The following is a 20,694-nucleotide window of genomic DNA, read 5'->3' on the forward strand; positions in this document are numbered from 1 at the left end:
TAGGGTAACGATTGTAGTGGTTTTCAATAGGTATTAGTATAAAATTTACGGAATACTTTAATTTAATAATATGGAAATGAAGAGGAATGTAGTAAGTAGATTCCTGCTATTATGGGTAGTTGGAATGTTACTTTCCGTGCAAGTTTTTGCACAAGGACTTACCGTGAAAGGTGTAGTGAAAGATAATACTGGGATGGGCGTGATTGGAGCCAATATTCTGGTGAAAGGAACAACGAACGGAACCATTACGGATTTTGATGGTAATTTTACATTGGAAGCAAAAAAGGGAGATGTGATTGTCATTTCCTTTATCGGTTATAAAACTCAGGAACTTCCAGCTGCAGCTACAATGAATGTGACACTTCAGGATGATACGGAAGTATTGGATGATGTGGTGGTGATTGGTTATGGTTCGGTGAAGAAAAATGACGCTACCGGTTCTGTGACTGCCGTCAAGCCGGATGAACTGAGTAAGGGTATTACTACCAATGCACAGGATATGTTGACTGGAAAGGTAGCTGGTGTGAGTGTGATTTCTAATGACGGTACTCCGGGTGGAGGTGCACAGATCCGTATTCGTGGAGGCTCATCTTTGAATGCCAGCAATGATCCGCTGATTGTAATTGATGGATTGGCTATTGATAATAACGGTATCAAGGGTATGTCAAACGGACTTTCTATGGTTAATCCGGAGGATATTGAAACATTTACAGTACTGAAAGATGCTTCGGCTACCGCAATTTATGGTTCCCGTGCTTCTAATGGTGTGATTATCATTACTACAAAGAAAGGAAAAAATGGGCAGGCCCCAAAGGTTAGTTATAATGGTTCGGTGTCGGTTTCTACCATACAGAAGCGATATGATGTATTGGATGGAGATGAATATCGTACCTACGCTCAACAGATTTTTGGAGATGAACTGCCGGCTTCTTTAGGCACAGCCAATACGGACTGGCAGGATGAAATTTTCCGTCCGGCTATAAGTACAGATCATCATGTGTCTATCAATGGTGGATTGAAGAATTTACCGTATCGTATTTCTTTGGGATACAATTATAATGATGGAATTGTAAAGACTTCTAATTTCCAGAGATTTACAGCTTCTGTTAATTTAGCTCCTTCTTTCTTTGATGATCATTTGAAAGTGAATATTACGGCCAAATATATGAATGGAAAAAACCGATATGCAGATACCGGGGCTGCTATTGGAGGGGCTTTATCTATGGATCCAACCCGCCCTGTATATGGGGATGATAGTATGTATGATGTATTTGGAGGTTATTACCAGAATGCACAAGCTACATCCGACTTTTCAGATCCAAATTGGAAATACACAGCCAACAAGAATACGGCACAGAATCCGGTGGCAGCATTGGAACAGAAGGATGACAGAGCTAATAGCAATGATTTTGTAGGGAACGTGGAAGTGGATTATAAATTTCATTTTTTACCAGACTTACGTTTGCATGCCAGTTTAGGTGGTGAATATGCAGATGGTACACAGACTACCGTTTATTCGCCTTATTCATTTGCCTATAACTATTATGGAAATAATACATCTACTTCAGAGTATAAGTATAATCTGTCTTATAACGTATATGCACAATATATTAAAACATTGGGTGCACACACAATTGATGTAATGGCAGGTGGTGAAGAACAGCATTTTCATCGCAATGGCTTTACTGTAGGTAACGGATGGGACAGTTATACAGATGAGATTCATGATGCTGTACTTAAAGAGCAGACAGCTTATGCTACTCGTAATACTTTGGTTTCTTATTTTGGGCGTTTGAATTATTCTTTACTGGATCGTTATTTAGTCACTTTTACCATGCGTTGGGATGGCTCATCTCGTTTTGCTGACGGAAACCGCTGGGGTACTTTCCCTTCTTTAGCATTGGCTTGGAAAATGAAAGAGGAGAATTTTCTGAAAGATGTAAATTTTTTATCAGATTTGAAACTTAGATTAGGATGGGGTATTACCGGACAACAGGATGTGACCTCTGATTTTGCTTATATGCCTTTGTATGTGGTAAGTGATGACTATGCGCAATATCCTTTTGGAGATACTTATTATCATACTTCACGTGCTAATGCCTTTAATACAGACCTGAAATGGGAACAGACCACAACTTATAATGCGGGATTGGATTTTGGATTCCTTAATGGACGTATTACGGGTAATGTAGATGGGTACTATCGTGAAACAAATGATTTGCTGAACAGTGTGAAGATTCCTGTTGGTACAAATTTCAATGCACAGATGTTACAGAATATTGGTTCTCTGAAAAATTATGGTGTAGAATTTGCCTTTAATGTGAAACCGGTTGTCACAAAAGACTTCATGTGGGATGTGACTTATAATTTTACGTGGAATCATAATGAAATTACCAAGCTGACAGGCGGTGATGATGCAGACTATTATGTAGAAACAGGAGATAAAATTTCCAGAGGTAATAATACGAAGGTGCAGGTTAATAAGGTAGGTTATCCAGCTAATTCATTCTATGTATATCAGCAGGTATATGATGAAAATGGAAACCCGATTGAAAATATGTATGTGGATCGTAACGGAGATGGCATTATAAATAGTTCAGATAAATATATTTATAAGAAACCGGCTGCGGATTTTATGATGGGATTAACTTCCAAGATGATTTATAAGAATTGGGATTTTAGTTTTTCTTTACGTAGTAGCTTGAATAATTATGTGTATTATGATTTCCTGGCAAATAAGGCAAATGTAAGCAGCTCAGGATTATTCTCTAATACGGCTTATTCAAATACAACAGCGGAGGCTATTGCTCTTGGTTTTACAGGAAAGGGAGAATATTATATGAGTGATTACTTTGTACGTAATGCTTCATTCTTGCGTTGTGATAATATTACGTTGGGTTATTCTTTTAAAGATTTGTTTAAAACTTCTGCTTATAAAGGTATCGGAGGACGTATATATGCAACAGCGCAGAATCCGTTTATTATTACTAAGTATGAAGGCTTGGATCCGGAAGTGAAAAGTGGAATTGATTCCAATCCTTATCCGCGTGCATTTACATTCCTGTTAGGAGTTAATTTACAATTCTAATTTTATGAAAACATTAAGATGTATGAAAGCTAATTATTTGAAACATATATTTTCAGCTGCATTGGTTGTGGCCGTTTCATTGGGAAATGTATCGTGTATCAATGATTTGGACATTAGTTCTATCGACCCGCAAAGTTCATCTAGTTTTGATCAGGATGCAGCTTTTGTCAAGCAATATGCATTGTTGGGATTGACAGGGCAGAAAGGTCTTGCTGGAACTCCGGATTTGGATGGGCAGGATGAAGGCGAATCGGGCTTTTACCGTACTATTTTTAATTGTCAGGAATTGCCTACAGACGAATGTGTATGGGTGTGGCAAGATAATGTCGATATTCCTCAGTTTACTAATATAGCATGGAATTCTTCAAGTCAGCGTACGGAATGGGTTTATGTGCGATTAGGTTATGATATTACGCAGATGAATTTCTTCTTGGATCAGATTGCGGATAATACAGATGAAGAATCGGTACGTCAGCGTGCAGAGGTACGTTTCTTACGCGCTTTGCATTATGCTTATTTTCTGGATTTATTTGGTAAGGCTCCATTCAAAGAACATTTTGATAATGAGCTTCCGGTAGAAAAGGGTGGAAAAGATTTGTATGATTTTATTCAGAAAGAATTGGATGAATGTGTAGCCGATATGTACGAACCGGGGCAAGCTCCTTTTGGACGTGCTGATAAAGCTGCCAATTGGTTGTTGAGAGCACGAGTATATTTGAATGCAGAGGTTTATACAGGTACGGCTGATTTTGAAAATGCAAAGCTTTATGCTGATAAAGTCATTAACAGTGGATATTATGAATTGTGTGATGATTATAAATTGATGTTTATGGCTGATAATGATGAAAATCAGAAGGCCATGAAGGAAATTATTCTTCCGATTCGTCAGGATGGTATGAAAACTCGAAATTATGGAGGATCTACTTATTTGATTTGTGGCACACGTACGGGTGGAATGCCACATATGGGTACTACTAATGGATGGTCTTGCTTGATTGCAAGAAATGCGCTGGTATATAAATTCTTTGATGAAGATGAAGTGCCTATGATTCCTGAAAATGCAGAGGTACCAGGACAGAGTGATTTTGCAAATGATGAGGCTATTGATTCATGGGATGCTCAATATGGTGTACGGACGCAGGATATGATTGAGGCAGCTGGAGATGACCGGGCTATGTTTTATTCTGGAGCAGGTGGAGGAAAGAGAACGATGGATCCGAAATCCATTACTGGTTTTCAGAGTGGTTTGTCAATTGTGAAATGGCAAAATATCCGCTCAGATGGGGCTTCTACCAGTCATACAGAATATCCAGATACGGATATACCTTTGTTCCGTTTAGCAGAAGCTTATTTGACCCGTGCTGAAGCCAACTTCCGTCTGAATCAAAAAAGTTTAGCATGGGAGGATATTAAAACATTACGTGCGAAACGTGGTTGTACCAAACAACCTACATTGAATGAACTAACAGAGATGTATTTATTGGATGAATGGTCGCGTGAATTTTATTTGGAAGGCAGACGTCGTAGCGATTTGATACGTTTTGATTGTTTTACAACTGATAAGTATTTGTGGGACTGGAAAGGTGGCGTGAAAGAAGGAAAATCAGTAAGTGATATTTATAATGTATATCCTATTCCTGCTACAGATTTGAATAATAACAATAATATGCATCAAAATGAAGGGTATTAATTTATAAGAATTTTGGTAATATGAAAAAGATAATATTTCCCATTTTATCATTAATCGGATGTATACTTCCGTTATTAACAGCTTGTAATACGGATATAGAAGATAATCCGGTTTTGCATGAAGCTGAAACTTTTGTCCTTGAGACTCCAGAAGACAAACTTTATGATTTAGGAGAAGCTCAAGATACAGTCGTCCTGACATGCACACAGCCTGCTTATGGGTTTACTGCTGCTACTACCTATAGTGTGCAGGTTTCATTGGAGGAGACATTTGTTGATGAAGCTGAAGGGGTAGAGTCTAACTATAAGGTTCTGTCTACTACTTATACATCTTCTACGGTTTTATTGAAACCTGCGGAACTGAATGCTGCGATTGTAGAATTGTGGAAACAAGCTAATCCGGATGTGGAGAATTATATAGGCACCGTGAATCCAGTGTATATTCGTCTTACAGCAGTAATTACTGGTAGTGAATTGGGAAATTCAGTTTCCAATGTAATCAAAATTAATCAGATAAAACTTGGAGAAGTCGTTTCTACCTTAGCACCTCCAGAAGAAATGTATCTTGTAGGTTCAAGTATCGGTACGTCTTGGGGTACATGGAAACCAATGGTTAGTGTGAATGGCTTGGCTGGGGAATTCTGGAGTATGGTTTATTTTGACTCAGGTGCTGAATTTAAGTTTGGTAAGTTTGAACAAGACTGGAATGGTTATTCAAAGATTCATCAGTTTAATGATAATGCTGGAGCAGGCCTTTCTGACAGTGGTGATAATATCAAGGTGGATAAAGGAGGATGGTATATAGTATACTTGATTGCTGAAGTGAATGGAGATGATTATCAGTATACCATGAATTTTTATAGCCCCAATGTGTATGTGCTAGGAAATACGGTAGGTGATTGGAATTATAATGATGCTTATTTGTTCTCTGTCCCTGAAGATAAAAACGGTAGTTTTGTGTCTCCTGCTTTAACTGCTACGGGTGAAGTCCGCATGTGTATCAAAGCAGACACTGATTGGTGGCGACTTGAGTTTACATTGAAAGATGGTGAAACAATTTTCTATCGTGAAAATAATGCTGTAAATAATGGATGGACAGACTTAGGAGAAGAGTATTCTTTAGCAGCTAATCCTGGACAGACTATTTCATTGAATTTTACAGATGGAACCGGATCTCTTAATTAAATGTGATTGATATAAAATAAGGAGTTTCTCAATTGTATGAATGAGAAACTCCTTATTTTTTATGTTACTCTTTAACTTCTTTCAGCTGGAAATCTTTTCTTCGCAGAACGAAACTGTTACTCAGGTATTTCTCGCGGACAATCTTGTTCTCGGCCAGTTCTTCCGGAGTTCCCTGAAAGAGGATTTTTCCTTCAAACAGCAGATAAGCACGGTCAGTGATGCTAAGTGTTTCCTGCACGTTATGGTCTGTAATCAGAATACCGATATTCTTGTCCTTCAGCTTCCAGACAATGTGCTGGATATCTTCCACGGCAATCGGGTCTACTCCGGCAAATGGCTCATCAAGCATGATAAATTTAGGGTCGATAGCCAGACAGCGGGCAATTTCTGTACGGCGACGTTCGCCTCCGGAAAGTTGGTCCCCTAAGTTCTTGCGTACTTTCTGCAGACGGAACTCGGCAATCAGGCTTTCCAGTTTCTCTTTCTGGTATTCCGGTGATTTATTAGTCAATTCCAATACAGAAGCAATGTTATCTTCCACGCTCATTTTGCGGAATACGGAAGCCTCCTGTGCCAGGTAACCGATACCATTTTGGGCTCGTTTGTAAACAGGGTAGGAAGTTATGTCTTTATCATTTAGATAAATATGTCCTTCATTAGGGACAATCAATCCGGTAGTCATGTAGAAAGAGGTGGTCTTACCCGCACCGTTAGGGCCGAGCAGTCCTACAATTTCCCCCTGTTTCACATTGATGGAAACATGGCTCACCACTGTTCGTTTTCCGTATTTTTTGACCAGGTTCTCGGTTCGTAGCACCATTCTGCCGTCTGAAGGTAATTCAAACTTTTCGGTCGTAGATTCTTGATTTTCTTGTGCTGCCATTGTCCTTTTGTTAGCTGTTCAGTCGTGCAAAAGTAGTAAAAATCTTGGCTTCTGTGGTTCTTAATTCGAAAATCCTCCTGTCTTTTATTATAATATAGCTAAAAAGCACTACTTTTGCGTCAAACATGATTGTAATAATATGATAAAGCCTGTTACAAACCTTGGAAAATACCTTATGTTGATGGGGCGTGTATTTTCCCGTCCGGAGCGTTTCCGGATGTATTTTAAGCAATGCCTGAATGAAATGGTACAATTGGGTATCAATTCGATTGGTATTGTGTTGCTGATTTCTTTTTTTATTGGTGCTGTAATTTGTATTCAGATTAAATTGAATATTGAAAGTCCTTGGATGCCGCGTTTTGTGGTGGGATATACCACTCGTGAAATCTTGCTGCTGGAGTTTTCATCTTCTATCATGTGTTTGATTTTAGCGGGAAAAGTCGGGTCGAACATAGCTTCGGAGATTGGTACGATGAGGGTGACACAGCAGATTGATGCACTGGAAATTATGGGAGTAAACTCTGCCTCTTATCTGATTCTTCCAAAGATTCTGGGATTGATGACCATGATTCCTTTTCTGGTGATTTTCAGTATTTTTGCAGGAGTGATAGGTGCTTTCTGTACAGCCTGGTTTGCTGGTATCATGAATGCGACGGATTTGGAATATGGTTTACAGTATTGCTTTGTGGAATGGTATATCTGGTGTAGCTTTATTAAATCCTTATTTTTTGCCTTTATCATAGCCAGTGTGTCTGCTTATTTTGGATATACGGTAGAAGGAGGTTCTATTGCGGTCGGTAAAGCCAGTACGGACTCTGTGGTTTCAAGCAGTGTCTTGATTTTGTTTTCAGATTTGATACTTACACAATTGTTGATGGGATGATACAGCTAAATTCTATATGCAAGTCATTTGAAGGACGTACAGTTCTTGAAGATATTAATTTTTCGTTTGAAAACGGGAAAACCAACTTGATTATCGGGCAGAGTGGTTCTGGAAAGACGGTGTTGATGAAATGTATTGTAGGACTGCTTACCCCGGAAAGCGGAGAAATTCTGTATGACGGACGTAACCTGCTGGATATGGGGAAGCGGGAAAAGAAGGCGCTGAGACGGGAGATGGGGATGATATTTCAGAGCGCCGCCTTGTTTGACTCGCTTTCTGTGCTGGAGAATGTGATGTTTCCGCTGGATATGTTTTCCAATGACACTTACCGGGACAGGGTGAAGCGTGCGCAGTTTTGTCTGGACCGTGTGAATCTGATTGATGCCCAGTCAAAATATCCCGGTGAAATCAGCGGAGGCATGCAGAAGCGTGTGGCTATAGCGCGTGCCATTGCCCTGCAGCCGAAATACTTGTTTTGTGATGAGCCGAATTCCGGACTTGACCCTAAAACGTCGCTGGTGATTGATGATTTGATTCATGATATTACCAAAGAATATAATATGACGACAATCATTAATACGCACGATATGAACTCTGTGATGGGTATTGGTGAAAGCATATTGTACATATACCAGGGGCACAAGGAATGGGAAGGAACAAAAGACGAGGTATTCAATGCCACGAACGAGCGGTTGAACAACTTCATATTCGCATCCGACTTGCTGCAGAAGGTGAAGAAAGAGGAAAATAGCAAGGCTCGTAAAGTTTGATATTGATAAGACTCAGGTTGAGATAATAAGGAACGGCAGAAGGTGGATATGCTTTCTGCCGTTTTTATTTGGTTGGTTGACAAGGATTCAGAAGCCGTAAAGATTTTTTAGCTTGTCAGTTTGGTTATTGAAAGATTAAACATTATTTTTGCAACCTCTTTTGGTAAATACGAGAAATAATTAATAATTAAATAAATAAGTCGAAAATGAATATTTCATTGCAAAATGTAGACAACGTAAGCGCTGTGCTTACTGTTCAGATTGAAAAAGCTGATTATCAGGAAAAAGTTGAAAAAGCACTGAAAACTCTTCGTCAGAGAGTAAATATGCCTGGATTCCGTAAGGGAATGGTTCCTATGGGATTGATTAAAAAACAGTATGGAACTTCTGTATTGCTGGAAGAAGTTGACAAGCTGTTGCAGGAAAAAGTAGGTGAGTATATCCGTGAAAACAAAGTTAACATGCTGGGTACTCCTCTGCCGAAGGAAAATAACGCAAACTTTGAAACTGATGAGAATTTTGAATTCTCTTTCGATATCGCATTGGCTCCTGAGTTCAATGTAGAATTGTCTAATAATGATACTGTTGACTACTATGATATTAACGTAACAGATGAAATGGTAGATCAGCAGGTAAATATGTACAGACAGCGTACTGCTAAGTATGACAAGGTTGAAGACTATCAGGATAAGGATATGCTGAAAGGTTTGTTGGCTGAGCTGGATGAAAACGGCAATACAAAAGAAGGTGGTGTGCAGGTAGAAGGTGCAGTAATGATGCCTTCATACATGAAGAACGATGACCAGAAAGCAATCTTCAACGGTGCAAAGGTAAATACAGTATTGGTATTTAACCCGTCAGTTGCTTTCGATAACAATGAAGCTGAGTTGGCTTCTCTGTTGAAAGTGAAGAAAGAAGAAGTAGCTAATTACAAAGGTAACTTCAGCTTCCAGATTGAAGAAATCACTCGTATGATTCCGGGTGACTTAACTCAGGAACTGTTTGACCAGGTATTGGGTGAAGGAAAGGCTCACAGCGAAGAAGAATTCCGTGCTCAGATTAAGGAAACAATTGCAAAACAGTTTGAAGCTGACAGCGACTATAAGTTCTTGCTGGATGTACGTACTTACTTATCAGAAAAGGTTGGCAAACTGCAGTTTGCTGATGAACTGATGAAACGTATCATGTTGGAAAACAACAAGGAAAAAGGTGAAGAATTCGTTTCTGAAAACTACGAAAAGAGCTTGGAAGAACTGACTTGGCACCTGATCAAAGAAAAACTGGTAGCTGCTAACGATATTAAGGTAGAACAGGCTGACATCACTAACATGGCTAAGGAAGCTACTCGTGCACAGTTTGCTCAGTATGGTATGATTAACGTTCCTGATGAATTGTTGGAAAACTATTCAAAAGAAATGTTGAAGAAACGTGAAAGTGTAGAAGCTCTGGTAAACCGCGTTGTTGAATCTAAGTTGTCTGAAATCTTGAAAGGTCAGGTAACATTGAATCACAAAGCTGTTTCTGCAGAAGAATTCAACAAAATGTTTCAATAAGCAATTTGGCTCTCAAAATTGATTGCTAAAATATTCTAAAAAAGGAGGCTTTTAACTTGACTTCTTCTGTAAGATAGAAGTGTTTTGTACTTTTGTTTTTTCAGAAGAAAGGGGGTTAAAAGCCTCTTTTATATTGTAGAATTAATATAAGGATTATGATGGACGATTTTAGAAAATATGCTACCAAGCATCTCGGAATGAACAGTATGGTACTTGATGATGTCATCAAGTCGCAAGCAGGATACTTGAATCCGTATATTTTGGAAGAACGTCAATTGAATGTGACGCAGTTGGATGTCTTTTCTCGTTTGATGATGGATCGTATCATTTTCCTCGGAACCCAGATTGACGATTATACAGCCAATACTTTGCAGGCTCAGCTTTTGTATCTGGATTCAGTGGATTCTGGTAAGGATATTTCTATTTATATCAACTCCCCAGGCGGTTCAGTGTATGCAGGTTTAGGTATTTATGATACTATGCAGTTTATCAGTAGCGATGTGGCTACAATTTGTACAGGTATGGCAGCTTCTATGGCAGCCGTATTGTTGGTAGCTGGAAAAGAAGGAAAACGTTCAGCTCTGACCCATTCACGCGTGATGATTCATCAGCCGATGGGAGGAGCGCAAGGTCAGGCTTCGGATATTGAAATTACAGCTCGTGAAATTCAGAAACTGAAGAAAGAATTGTATACAATCATTGCCGATCACTCTCATACGGATTTTGATAAGGTTTGGGCAGATTCTGACCGTGATTATTGGATGACAGCATCCGAGGCTAAAGAGTATGGTATGATTGATGAAGTGCTATCTCGTAAACCTTCATTGTAACACTGTGATTTACTTAAAAACTAGATAGGCTTTGGAAGAAAAAAGGACTTCAAGAAACTCGAAAAGAAGATGTAGCTTTTGCGGTCGCACAGAAGACGAAGTGGGCTTCCTGATTACAGGAGTGAATGGATGTATCTGTGACAGTTGTGCAGAACAGGCACATGAAATCGTAAAAGAAGCGATGCATCATCAAGGGCAGGGACCTACAGACCTGAATTTGTCTGAGCTCCCTAAGCCGAAGGATATCAAAGAATTCCTGGACCAGTATGTGATTGGTCAGGATGATGCAAAACGCTATTTGGCTGTAGCGGTGTATAATCATTACAAACGTTTGCTTCAGCCTAAGGATAAGAATGATGTGGAGATTGAAAAGTCAAACATCATTATGGTGGGAAGCACCGGAACCGGAAAGACTTTGCTGGCTCGTACCATTGCTAAGTTGCTTCATGTACCTTTTACCATTGTAGATGCGACTGTACTGACCGAAGCAGGATATGTGGGAGAAGATATTGAAAGTATTCTGACCCGCTTGCTTCAGGTGGCTGACTATAACGTGGAGGAGGCGGAACGGGGTATCGTTTTTATTGACGAAATTGATAAAATTGCCCGGAAAGGAGATAACCCTTCCATTACGCGTGATGTAAGTGGAGAAGGTGTGCAGCAAGGCTTGTTGAAGCTGCTGGAAGGTTCTGTGGTGAATGTTCCTCCTCAGGGAGGACGTAAGCATCCGGACCAGAAGATGATTCCGGTCAATACTAAGAATATCCTGTTTATTTGCGGAGGAGCTTTTGACGGTATTGAACGAAAAATCGCTCAACGGCTGAATACCAATGTGGTGGGATATAGTGCGGCGAAGGAAGCGGTGAAAATAGACCGGGGAAATTTGATGCAGTACATTGCTCCTCAGGACTTGAAATCATTCGGATTGATACCGGAAATTATTGGTCGTTTGCCGGTACTTACCTACTTGAACCCATTGGACCGTACGGCATTGCGCAATATTCTTACAGAACCCAAAAATTCAATTATCAAGCAGTATGTAAAATTGTTTGAGATGGATGGGGTGAAACTGGAATTTGAATCGGAGGTGTTTGAATATATTGTCGACAAGGCGATAGAGTACAAATTAGGTGCTCGTGGTTTGCGTTCTATTGTGGAAACCATAATGAATGATGTCATGTTTGAAATTCCGTCACAACAGACCGAACGTTTTGTGGTGACGTTGGATTACGCCAAACAGCAAATGGGGAAGGCAAATGTTTCCCGTCTGCAAATGGCATAATGTAAAGGTTTTTTAGTGAGAAAATAAAAGCTTCCGATGAAATATTCCCTGAAATATTTGTGTAATATGAAAAGTTGTTTATAACTTTGTTACATGCGGAAACAAAATTTCTACAATCAATGAAAATCTAAATCCAAGAACAATGGCGGAAAATATCAATTTAGTAGCAGCTCTTAAAAAGTATTTTGGATTCGATACTTTTAAAGGAAACCAGGAGGCGATTATCCGAAACTTATTATCAGGAAAGGATACGTTTGTGTTAATGCCTACAGGAGGTGGAAAGTCATTATGCTATCAGCTTCCTTCTCTGTTGATGGATGGAACTGCTATTGTGATTTCACCGCTCATTGCCCTGATGAAGAATCAGGTGGATGCTATGCGTAATTTTAGTGAGGAAGATGGCATTGCTCATTTTATTAATTCCTCATTGACAAAATCGGCTACAGATCAGGTGAAAGCCGACATCATGGCCGGAAAGACAAAGTTACTTTATGTAGCTCCTGAATCTTTGACGAAAGAGGAGAATGTAGATTTTCTGAGACACGTGAAGATTTCATTTTATGCGGTGGATGAGGCACATTGTATTTCGGAATGGGGGCATGACTTCCGACCGGAGTATCGCCGGATTCGTCCGATAATCAATGAAATTGGGAAAGCTCCGGTAATTGCTTTGACGGCAACGGCTACTCCAAAGGTAAAGATGGACATCCAAAAGAATTTGGGAATGATGGATGCAACAGAATTCCGTTCGTCTTTTAATCGTCCGAATCTTTATTATGAAGTACGTGCCAAGACTGCTAATGTGGATAAGGATATTATCAAGTTCATCAAGCAGAACGAAGGCAAGTCAGGTATTATCTATTGCTTGAGCCGTAAGAAGGTGGAAGAGCTCACTGAAATATTGCTGGCAAATGGTATCAAGGCCCGCGCTTATCATGCAGGAATGGATTCTGCTACCCGTAATGGGAATCAGGATGCTTTCCTGAAGGAAGACATTGATGTGATTGTAGCTACGATTGCGTTTGGAATGGGTATTGATAAACCGGATGTACGCTTTGTGATTCATTATGATGTACCTAAGAGTTTGGAAGGGTATTATCAGGAAACCGGACGTGCAGGACGTGACGGTGGAGAAGGACAGTGCATTACATTCTATTCCAATAAGGACCTGCAGAAACTGGAGAAATTTATGCAGGGAAAGCCTATTTCAGAGCAAGAAATCGGACGTCAGCTATTGCAGGAAACAGCAGCTTACGCAGAATCTTCAGTGTGTAGAAGAAAAATTTTGTTGCATTATTTTGGAGAGGAATATACGGAAGATAATTGTGGTAATTGTGATAACTGTTTAAATCCAAAGAAACAAGTGGAGGCTCAGGATTCGTTGTGTGCAGTGATTGAAGCAATCATTGCCGTAAAAGAAAACTTTAAGCAAGATTATATTATCGATATATTGTTGGGTAAAGAAACATCTGAAGTGCTTGCGCATAAGCATGAAGACTTAGAGGTGTTTGGTTCAGGTATGGGAGAAGAAGAAAGATTGTGGAATGCAGTCATTCGTCAGGCTCTTATCGCTGGTTACCTGGCAAAGGATGTGGAAAACTATGGCTTATTAAAAGTTACGCCAGAAGGGCATAAGTTCTTGAAAAAACCGAAGTCGTTCAAGATCGTTGAGGATGCAGACTTTGAAGAAGAAGAGGTAGATGAAACTCCGATGAGAAGTGGGGCTTCGTGTGCAGTAGACCCCGTGCTGTATTCCATGTTGAAAGACTTGCGGAAGAAAATGGCAAAGAGACTGGATGTGCCACCTTATGTGATTTTCCAGGATCCTTCTCTTGAGGCAATGGCTACCATTTATCCGGTTACTTTGGAAGAATTGCAGAATATTCCGGGCGTAGGAGCTGGAAAGGCTAAACGCTATGGTCAGGAATTTTGCGAATTGATTAAGAAGCACTGCGAAGAAAATGAAATAGACCGTCCGGAAGATTTGAGAGTGCGCACTGTGGCTAACAAATCTAAGCTGAAGGTCTCTATTATTCAGAGTATCGATAGAAAGGTAGCTTTGGATGATATTGCAGTGGCAAAAGGTATTGAATTTGGTGAGTTGCTGGATGAAATCGAAGCCATTGTATATTCAGGAACCAAACTGAATATTGACTATTTCTTGGAAGAAATTATGGATGAAGACCACATGCAGGATATTTATGATTATTTCAAGGAATCAGTAACTGATAAGATTGATGATGCAATGGATGAACTGGGTGACGACTATACAGAAGATGAAATTCGTCTGGTACGTATCAAGTTCATTTCTGAAATGGCTAATTAATCATTTATTTAATGATATTGTGCAGCTGCTTGTGAGGGGTGTTCCTTGCAAGCAGCTGTTTTTATTTGATAGGTATGTGGTATGAAAAAGATGTTAACTGCTTTTTTACTTTTTGAGAAAATTCTGTATATTTGCACGCAATAAAATCTAAAGCATAAAGCCCTATGTCATTTATTGCAGATAAAGTTGTTATGGACGGATTAACTTACGATGATGTATTGTTGATTCCGGCCTATTCTGAGGTTTTACCTAAAACAGTCGAACTCTCGACTAAGTTTTCACGTAACATTGAGTTGAAAATTCCGTTTGTAACTGCAGCTATGGATACAGTTACCGAAGCACAGATGGCCATTGCCATTGCTCGTGAAGGAGGTATCGGAGTAATTCACAAGAACATGTCTATCGGGGAACAAGCTCGTCAGGTGGCAATTGTGAAGCGTGCGGAAAACGGAATGATTTATGATCCGGTGACCATTAAGAGAGGCTCTGTAGTGAAAGATGCACTCGATTTGATGGCTGAATACAAAATCGGAGGTATTCCTGTAGTAGATGATGAGAATTACTTGGTTGGTATTGTTACAAACCGTGACCTGCGCTTTGAAAAGGATATGAATAAGCGTATCGATGAGGTGATGACAAAGGAAAATATTGTGACAACAGAGCCGGGTACAGACATGGAGACTGCTTCCAAGATTCTGCAGGAAAACAAGATTGAAAAACTTCCGGTAGTAGACAAGGATGGAAAGCTGATTGGTCTGATTACTTATAAAGACATTACAAAAGCAAAAGATAAACCAATGGCTTGCAAAGATTCTAAAGGTCGTTTGCGTGTAGCTGCCGGTGTGGGAGTAACTGCTGATACATTCGACCGTATGGAAGCTTTGGTGAATGCTGGTGCAGATGCCATTGTAATTGATACAGCTCACGGACATTCTATGTACGTGATTGAAAAGCTGAAAGAAGCTAAGAAACGTTTCCCTGGAATTGATATTGTTGTAGGAAATGTAGCTACAGGTGAAGCAGCTAAGATGTTGGCTGAAGCTGGTGCAGATGCAGTAAAAGTAGGTATCGGCCCGGGTTCTATCTGTACAACTCGTGTGGTTGCCGGTGTAGGTGTTCCTCAGTTGACAGCCGTATATGATGTTGCAAAGGCTTTGGAAGGAACAGGTATTCCTTTGATTGCAGATGGTGGCTTGCGTTATTCAGGTGATGTGGTGAAAGCTTTGGCAGCCGGTGGTTACAGCGTAATGATTGGTTCGTTGGTTGCCGGTACTGAGGAATCTCCGGGCGATACCATCATCTTTAATGGTCGTAAGTTTAAGTCATATCGTGGAATGGGTTCATTGGAAGCTATGGAAAATGGTTCAAAAGACCGTTATTTCCAAAGTGGAACTACCGATGTGAAAAAGCTTGTTCCAGAAGGTATTGCTGCTCGTGTGCCTTATAAAGGTTCTTTGTATGAAGTAATTTATCAGCTGGTAGGTGGTTTGCGTGCCGGTATGGGTTATTGCGGAGCTCATAATATTGAAGAATTGCATAATGCGAAGTTTACTCGTATCACTAATGCCGGAGTTCTGGAAAGTCACCCGCACGATGTATCTATTACAAGTGAGGCACCTAACTATAGTCGTCCTCAGTAAGATAATCTTTGACTTATAATACGGATATAATCATTCTGACGTCAGGCAGACTTGCTTTCAGTAAGTCTGTTCTGGCGAACAGGATGATTTTTTGTTTAATGAAATGATGAATAGAATCTGTTATGTGTAGAATTGCGTGGTTATTCCTATGTTTGTTGATGGGGCTGAAATTCTCTGTTTCTTATGCAGAAGATCGCAGGGTACTTTTTCGGATTGATGGAGAGGAAACTTCGGTAGAGGAGTTTGAGCATTATTATACCCAGGTGTATGCAGTTAGTCGTGTATCTGTAGAACGGTTCTTGCCTCATTTCTTGTATTATAAGTTGAAGGTGGCAGATGCTAAAAGACAAAGCTGGGATACTATCACCGATTTCCGGTTGCAATGCAGTGCCTTGCAAAATGAAATTCTGAAATCGGAAGAGAGGGGAATGTCCCAAAAACAAGATACTCTTTTAAATTGGGTAAGATTTCGTCAGATTTCATTTCTTTTGCCCCAACATGCTTCTTCCGAACAGGAACGTGTAGCCAGACAGCGTATAGATTCTGTTTATACGGCTTTAAAAAATGGTATACCTTTTGAAAAACTGGCACAATCTTATGTGAAGGCTCCCTTGCCTTCTCCTTATTTGGATGGGGAGTGGATTCCGGAAAGATGTCTGATAAAAGAGTTTACCGGGCAATTGAACACATTGAAAAAAGGTAATTATTCTGCTCCATTTTTTTCTCCTTTAGGTATTCACATCGTGTATCTATTGGATCGCAGGCAAGGAGTATATCCATCAGAAACGACTGGAAATGCGGCCCTGCAAAAGGTTGCTGATTCAGGCTTTACCGAGCGGAAAGATAGTCTTTTGAACAAGACTCGAATGGAGTTGTGTCAAGTTTCCGATGGCTTATTGGCTGCGTATTGGGATAAGCGCCATGGAGGTACAAAATCAGGTAATATTTCTGATAAGGAATTGCAGAGCTATTTTGAAAGTCATAAAAACGATTACGCATGGGATTTGCCTCATTTTAAAGGAGGAGTGATTCATTGTTTGAATAAGAAAGTGGCTTCAAAGCTGAAAAAGAGGCTGAAGAAATGTCCCTTAAATAAATGGAATGAAGAAATTTCCGCTTTTTCTCAAGAGAATCCGGAATGGAAGGTCGTTGTAGAAACAGGCTTGTTTCAGATTGGTACAAATCCTTATGTAGATAAGCTGGCTTTTAAATGCGGACATTTCACTCCTCGTACGGATTTACCTTATGCTTTTGTATTGGGAAAGCGCCTGAAGAAAGGGCCGGAAGACTTTCAGGATGTGCGCAATGAAGTGCAGCGTGATTATCGTTTGTGGACGGAGAGAACACAAATGGAAGAGTTAAAGCGAGGCTTCAGGATTGAAATTAACCAAGACATTTTAAAAACCGTTAATTGTAGCGGAAAAAAGTAATTAATGCCGTATCTTCGTCCTTTGTAATGTAATGGACCAAAACAAATCAAATAGACAGAAAATGAATAAATTGATTATGACTGGTGTCTTGGCTGTTTTGCTTGCCTTGACAGGAACAGTACCCGCCGTGGCACAAGATAATGTGATTGATGAAGTGGTGTGGGTTGTCGGCGATGAAGCTATTCTGAAATCAGACGTAGAGAATGAGCGTTTGAATGCACAGTATGAAGGTCGCCGTTTTGATGGTGATCCCTATTGTGTGATACCTGAAGAATTGGCTGTGCAGAAACTTTTTCTTCACCAGGCTGAGATAGATAGTATTGAGGTGAGCGACCAGGAGGTTCTGCAGCAGGTAGAAACACGAATTTCATGGTTGACTGAACAGATTGGTTCAAAAGAAAAACTCGAAGAATATTACAATAAAACTTCTACCCAGATACGTGAAATGTTGCGTGAGAATATTCGTGACGGATTGACGGTACAGGAAATGCAGAAGAAGATTGTAGGAGACATCAAGCTGACTCCTGCGGAAGTGCGTAACTATTTCAGTAAGCTTCCTCAGGACAGTATTCCTTTTGTGCCTACTCAGGTAGAGGTGCAGATTATTACCAGAGAGCCTAAGATTAAGGAAGAAGAAATCGAACGTGTAAAGAAAGAATTGCGTGATTTTACTGACCGTATCAATAAGGGAGAAACTACTTTCTCTACGTTGGCGCGTATGTATTCTGAAGACCCGGGCTCTGCTCGTCGTGGAGGAGAATATGGCTTTACAGGTCGTGGAGAATTGACTCCGGAGTTTGCCAATGTGGTATTTAACCTGACTGACCCGAAGAAGATTTCAAAAGTGTTTGAAACAGAATATGGTTATCATATTGCTCAGCTGATTGAAAAGCGTGGTGACCGTGTAAGCTATCGCCATATTTTGATTAAGCCTCGTGTGGATGAGAAAGAAATTGAGGCAGAACTGAATAAACTGGATACACTGGCTAACGATATCCGAAAAGGAAAAGTAACTTTTGATGAAGCGGCTACATGGGTATCTCAGGATAAAGATACACGCAACAACCACGGTTTGCTGGCTAACCCGCAGACTTCTACCTCTCGTTTTGAAATGCAGCAGCTGGCTGGCCTGATTTCTCAGGAAGTTGCAAAGACCGTAGAGGGAATGCAGATTGGTGAAGTTTCCAAACCTTTTACAATGATTAATGCAAAAGGAAAAGAAGTGTGTGCTATCGTAAAATTGAAGAATCGTATTGACGGACATAAAGCTACAATCTCAGAAGACTATCAGCGTCTGAAAGACATTGTTACGGCCAACCGTAGTGAAGAAAAACTGCAGAAATGGATTGTAGAAAAGCAAAAAAATACTTACGTGCGTATCAACCCGTCTTGGCGTAAGTGTGATTTTAAATATCCGGGATGGATTAAATAGTGATGAGAAAGTCTGCAATTTTTTTGCTTTTTGTAGCATTTTGCCTGACCATTCTTGGCTTGTCGGCACAAGGGGGGATAGCTGTCCCTCCACAGACTGCGCGCCCGAAAACGGAGGCTGAGGGGAAACAAAAGCCAGAGGATTCCAAGCAGCGTCCGGTAGCTAAAAGTAAAGTCTATTTGTTACATTCTGATTTGTTGCGTAAGGATGCAACTCATCCGGACGCACAGATTGTAACCGGAAATGTGAGGTTTCGTCATGATAGTGTGTATATGTATTGCGACAGTGCATGTTACTACGATAAGGTTAGCAGCTTTGAGGCTTTTGGTAATGTGAAAATGGTGCAGGGAGATACGCTGTTTCTTTATGGCGACCGGTTGTACTATGATGGATTGACACAGATTGCAGAGATGCGCTGTAATGTCCGGATGGAGAACCGTACGACTACCTTGCTGACTGATAGCCTGAATTATGACCGGGTCTACAACTTGGGATATTTCTTTGATGGGGGAACCCTGATGGATGAGCAGAATGTGCTGACCTCCGAGTGGGGAGAATATAGTCCTCAGACCAAGCAATCCGTATTTAATTACAATGTGAAGCTGGTGAACCCCCAGTTTACACTGACGTCGGATACCTTACGTTACAACACGGCTTCGAAGGTAGCTGATATTGTCGGCCCTTCGGATATCTGGAGCGATGCCAACCACATTTATTCTGAAAAGGGAACTTACAATACCGTAACGGGTAAGGCCGATTTGTATGACCGTTCTGTGCTGACCAATCAGGGAAAACAGCTGACTGGTGATACGCTTTTCTACGACCGTAATACCGGCGTGGGAGAGGTTTTCAGTCGGATGGTGATGACGGATACAATCAACCGGAACATGCTTACCGGAGAATATGGCTATTATAACGAGCAGACAGACTATGCCTTTGCTACGGATAGTGCCGTAGCTATAGACTATTCTCAGGGCGACAGTTTGTTTCTTCATGCAGATACTCTGCTGATGGAAACTTTCCATCAGAATACCGATTCCATGTTCCGTGAAATGAGAGCTTTCCATAAAGTACGTTTTTATCGTACCGATGTGCAGGGTACGGCCGATTCGCTAGTTTTCTCTACAGTGGACAGTTGTCTTACGATGTATCGTGACCCGATTATCTGGAACAAGAACCAGCAGCTTTTAGGCGAAGTGATAAAGGTCTATATGAACGACAGCACAATTGACTGGTCGCACATCATAGGGCAGGCACTTTCGGTAGAACGTGTGGATTCAACGATTTATAACCAGGTGACGGGAAAAGAGATGAAGTCCTATTTCACGAATGGAGAAATGCGAAAGACGGAAGTGATAGGTTCCGTACGAGTTGTTTATTATCCGATGGACTCCGACAGTACGCTGATAGGAATGAATGTATCTGAAACCAGTAAACTGGAAATCTATCTGCAAGACCGTAAGATAGAACGCATGGTGATGAGCCCCAAGTCCAATGGTGTGTTGTATCCGATGTCGCAGATTCCTGCCGGAAAAGACCGTCTGGAGAATTTTGTGTGGTTTGATTACATTCGTCCGCTCAACAAAGCCGACATCTTTAATTGGAGGGAAAAACGAGTGGAAGACCAGCTGAAGAAAAATGTACGTGGTCCGGTCGTTTTGCCGAATGCCCGATTGTTTGAAAATAAGAAGGAGGAATAATAT

14 protein-coding genes are annotated in these 20,694 nt (G+C 40.5%); 13 read left to right on the plus strand and 1 reads right to left on the minus strand.

The features are described from left to right. Nucleotides 1–70 precede the first annotated feature (70 nt). The 3 genes from DXD04_RS04880 to DXD04_RS04890 are packed head-to-tail and all read left to right on the plus strand — an operon-like array spanning nt 71 to nt 5,962. The gene (locus DXD04_RS04880) at nt 71–3,088 is read left to right on the plus strand and encodes a SusC/RagA family TonB-linked outer membrane protein (protein ID WP_370859046.1); all 3,018 of its coding nucleotides are present in this window, start codon (nt 71–73) and stop codon (nt 3,086–3,088) included. A gap of 22 nt (nt 3,089–3,110) precedes the next feature. Beyond that, nucleotides 3,111–4,778 carry a starch-binding outer membrane lipoprotein SusD gene (gene susD / locus DXD04_RS04885; RefSeq protein ID WP_117671375.1) on the plus strand — a complete coding sequence of 556 codons (1,668 nt, stop codon included), beginning with the start codon at nt 3,111–3,113 and terminating at the stop codon, nt 4,776–4,778. Nucleotides 4,779–4,798: 20 nt separating this feature from the next. After that, nucleotides 4,799–5,962 (plus strand): SusF/SusE family carbohydrate-binding protein, encoded by a 1,164-nt coding sequence (locus tag DXD04_RS04890; RefSeq protein ID WP_117671377.1) that lies wholly within the window; start codon nt 4,799–4,801, stop codon nt 5,960–5,962. 64 nt (nt 5,963–6,026) lie between these two features. Here the strand turns inward: DXD04_RS04890 and lptB are convergent, their stop codons facing one another. After that, complete coding sequence (gene lptB / locus DXD04_RS04895; RefSeq protein WP_117671379.1) at nt 6,027–6,845, minus strand: LPS export ABC transporter ATP-binding protein; 819 nt, start codon at nt 6,843–6,845, stop codon at nt 6,027–6,029. Between the two features lie 139 nt (nt 6,846–6,984). Between lptB and DXD04_RS04900 the strand changes: the two genes are divergently transcribed. From DXD04_RS04900 to DXD04_RS04945, 10 genes are all read left to right on the plus strand, one after another. After that, a complete protein-coding gene (locus tag DXD04_RS04900) occupies nt 6,985–7,728 on the plus strand; it encodes an MlaE family ABC transporter permease (RefSeq protein WP_117671381.1) in 744 nt (247 codons plus the stop codon). Continuing rightward, nucleotides 7,725–8,498, plus strand: coding sequence for an ABC transporter ATP-binding protein (locus DXD04_RS04905; protein WP_117671383.1), 774 nt, complete (start codon nt 7,725–7,727; stop codon nt 8,496–8,498). The genes DXD04_RS04900 and DXD04_RS04905 overlap by 4 nt, the downstream gene beginning before the upstream one ends. Before the next feature lie 206 nt (nt 8,499–8,704). Beyond that, entirely contained in the window at nt 8,705–10,051 is a 1,347-nt protein-coding gene (gene tig, locus DXD04_RS04910) for a trigger factor (RefSeq protein WP_007557892.1), read from the plus strand. Between the two features lie 158 nt (nt 10,052–10,209). Beyond that, nucleotides 10,210–10,881 carry an ATP-dependent Clp endopeptidase proteolytic subunit ClpP gene (gene clpP / locus DXD04_RS04915; RefSeq protein WP_022053439.1) on the plus strand — a complete coding sequence of 224 codons (672 nt, stop codon included), beginning with the start codon at nt 10,210–10,212 and terminating at the stop codon, nt 10,879–10,881. Between the two features lie 31 nt (nt 10,882–10,912). Continuing rightward, the gene (clpX, locus tag DXD04_RS04920) at nt 10,913–12,163 is read left to right on the plus strand and encodes an ATP-dependent Clp protease ATP-binding subunit ClpX (RefSeq protein ID WP_117671385.1); all 1,251 of its coding nucleotides are present in this window, start codon (nt 10,913–10,915) and stop codon (nt 12,161–12,163) included. A 142-nt stretch (nt 12,164–12,305) separates the two neighbouring features. Then, complete coding sequence (gene recQ, locus DXD04_RS04925) at nt 12,306–14,489, plus strand: DNA helicase RecQ (RefSeq protein ID WP_022053437.1); 2,184 nt, start codon at nt 12,306–12,308, stop codon at nt 14,487–14,489. 164 nt (nt 14,490–14,653) lie between these two features. Further along, nucleotides 14,654–16,129 carry an IMP dehydrogenase gene (guaB, locus tag DXD04_RS04930; protein WP_117671387.1) on the plus strand — a complete coding sequence of 492 codons (1,476 nt, stop codon included), beginning with the start codon at nt 14,654–14,656 and terminating at the stop codon, nt 16,127–16,129. Between the two features lie 122 nt (nt 16,130–16,251). Then, entirely contained in the window at nt 16,252–17,559 is a 1,308-nt protein-coding gene (locus DXD04_RS04935; RefSeq protein ID WP_117671389.1) for a peptidylprolyl isomerase, read from the plus strand. A gap of 61 nt (nt 17,560–17,620) precedes the next feature. Then, nucleotides 17,621–18,991 (plus strand): peptidylprolyl isomerase, encoded by a 1,371-nt coding sequence (locus DXD04_RS04940; protein ID WP_181977132.1) that lies wholly within the window; start codon nt 17,621–17,623, stop codon nt 18,989–18,991. A 2-nt stretch (nt 18,992–18,993) separates the two neighbouring features. Next, complete coding sequence (locus tag DXD04_RS04945) at nt 18,994–20,691, plus strand: OstA-like protein (RefSeq protein ID WP_181977133.1); 1,698 nt, start codon at nt 18,994–18,996, stop codon at nt 20,689–20,691. Nucleotides 20,692–20,694: the final 3 nt, after the last annotated feature.

This window comes from Phocaeicola plebeius, from assembly GCF_003437535.1.
Classification (GTDB): Bacteria; Bacteroidota; Bacteroidia; order Bacteroidales; family Bacteroidaceae; genus Phocaeicola; species Phocaeicola plebeius_A.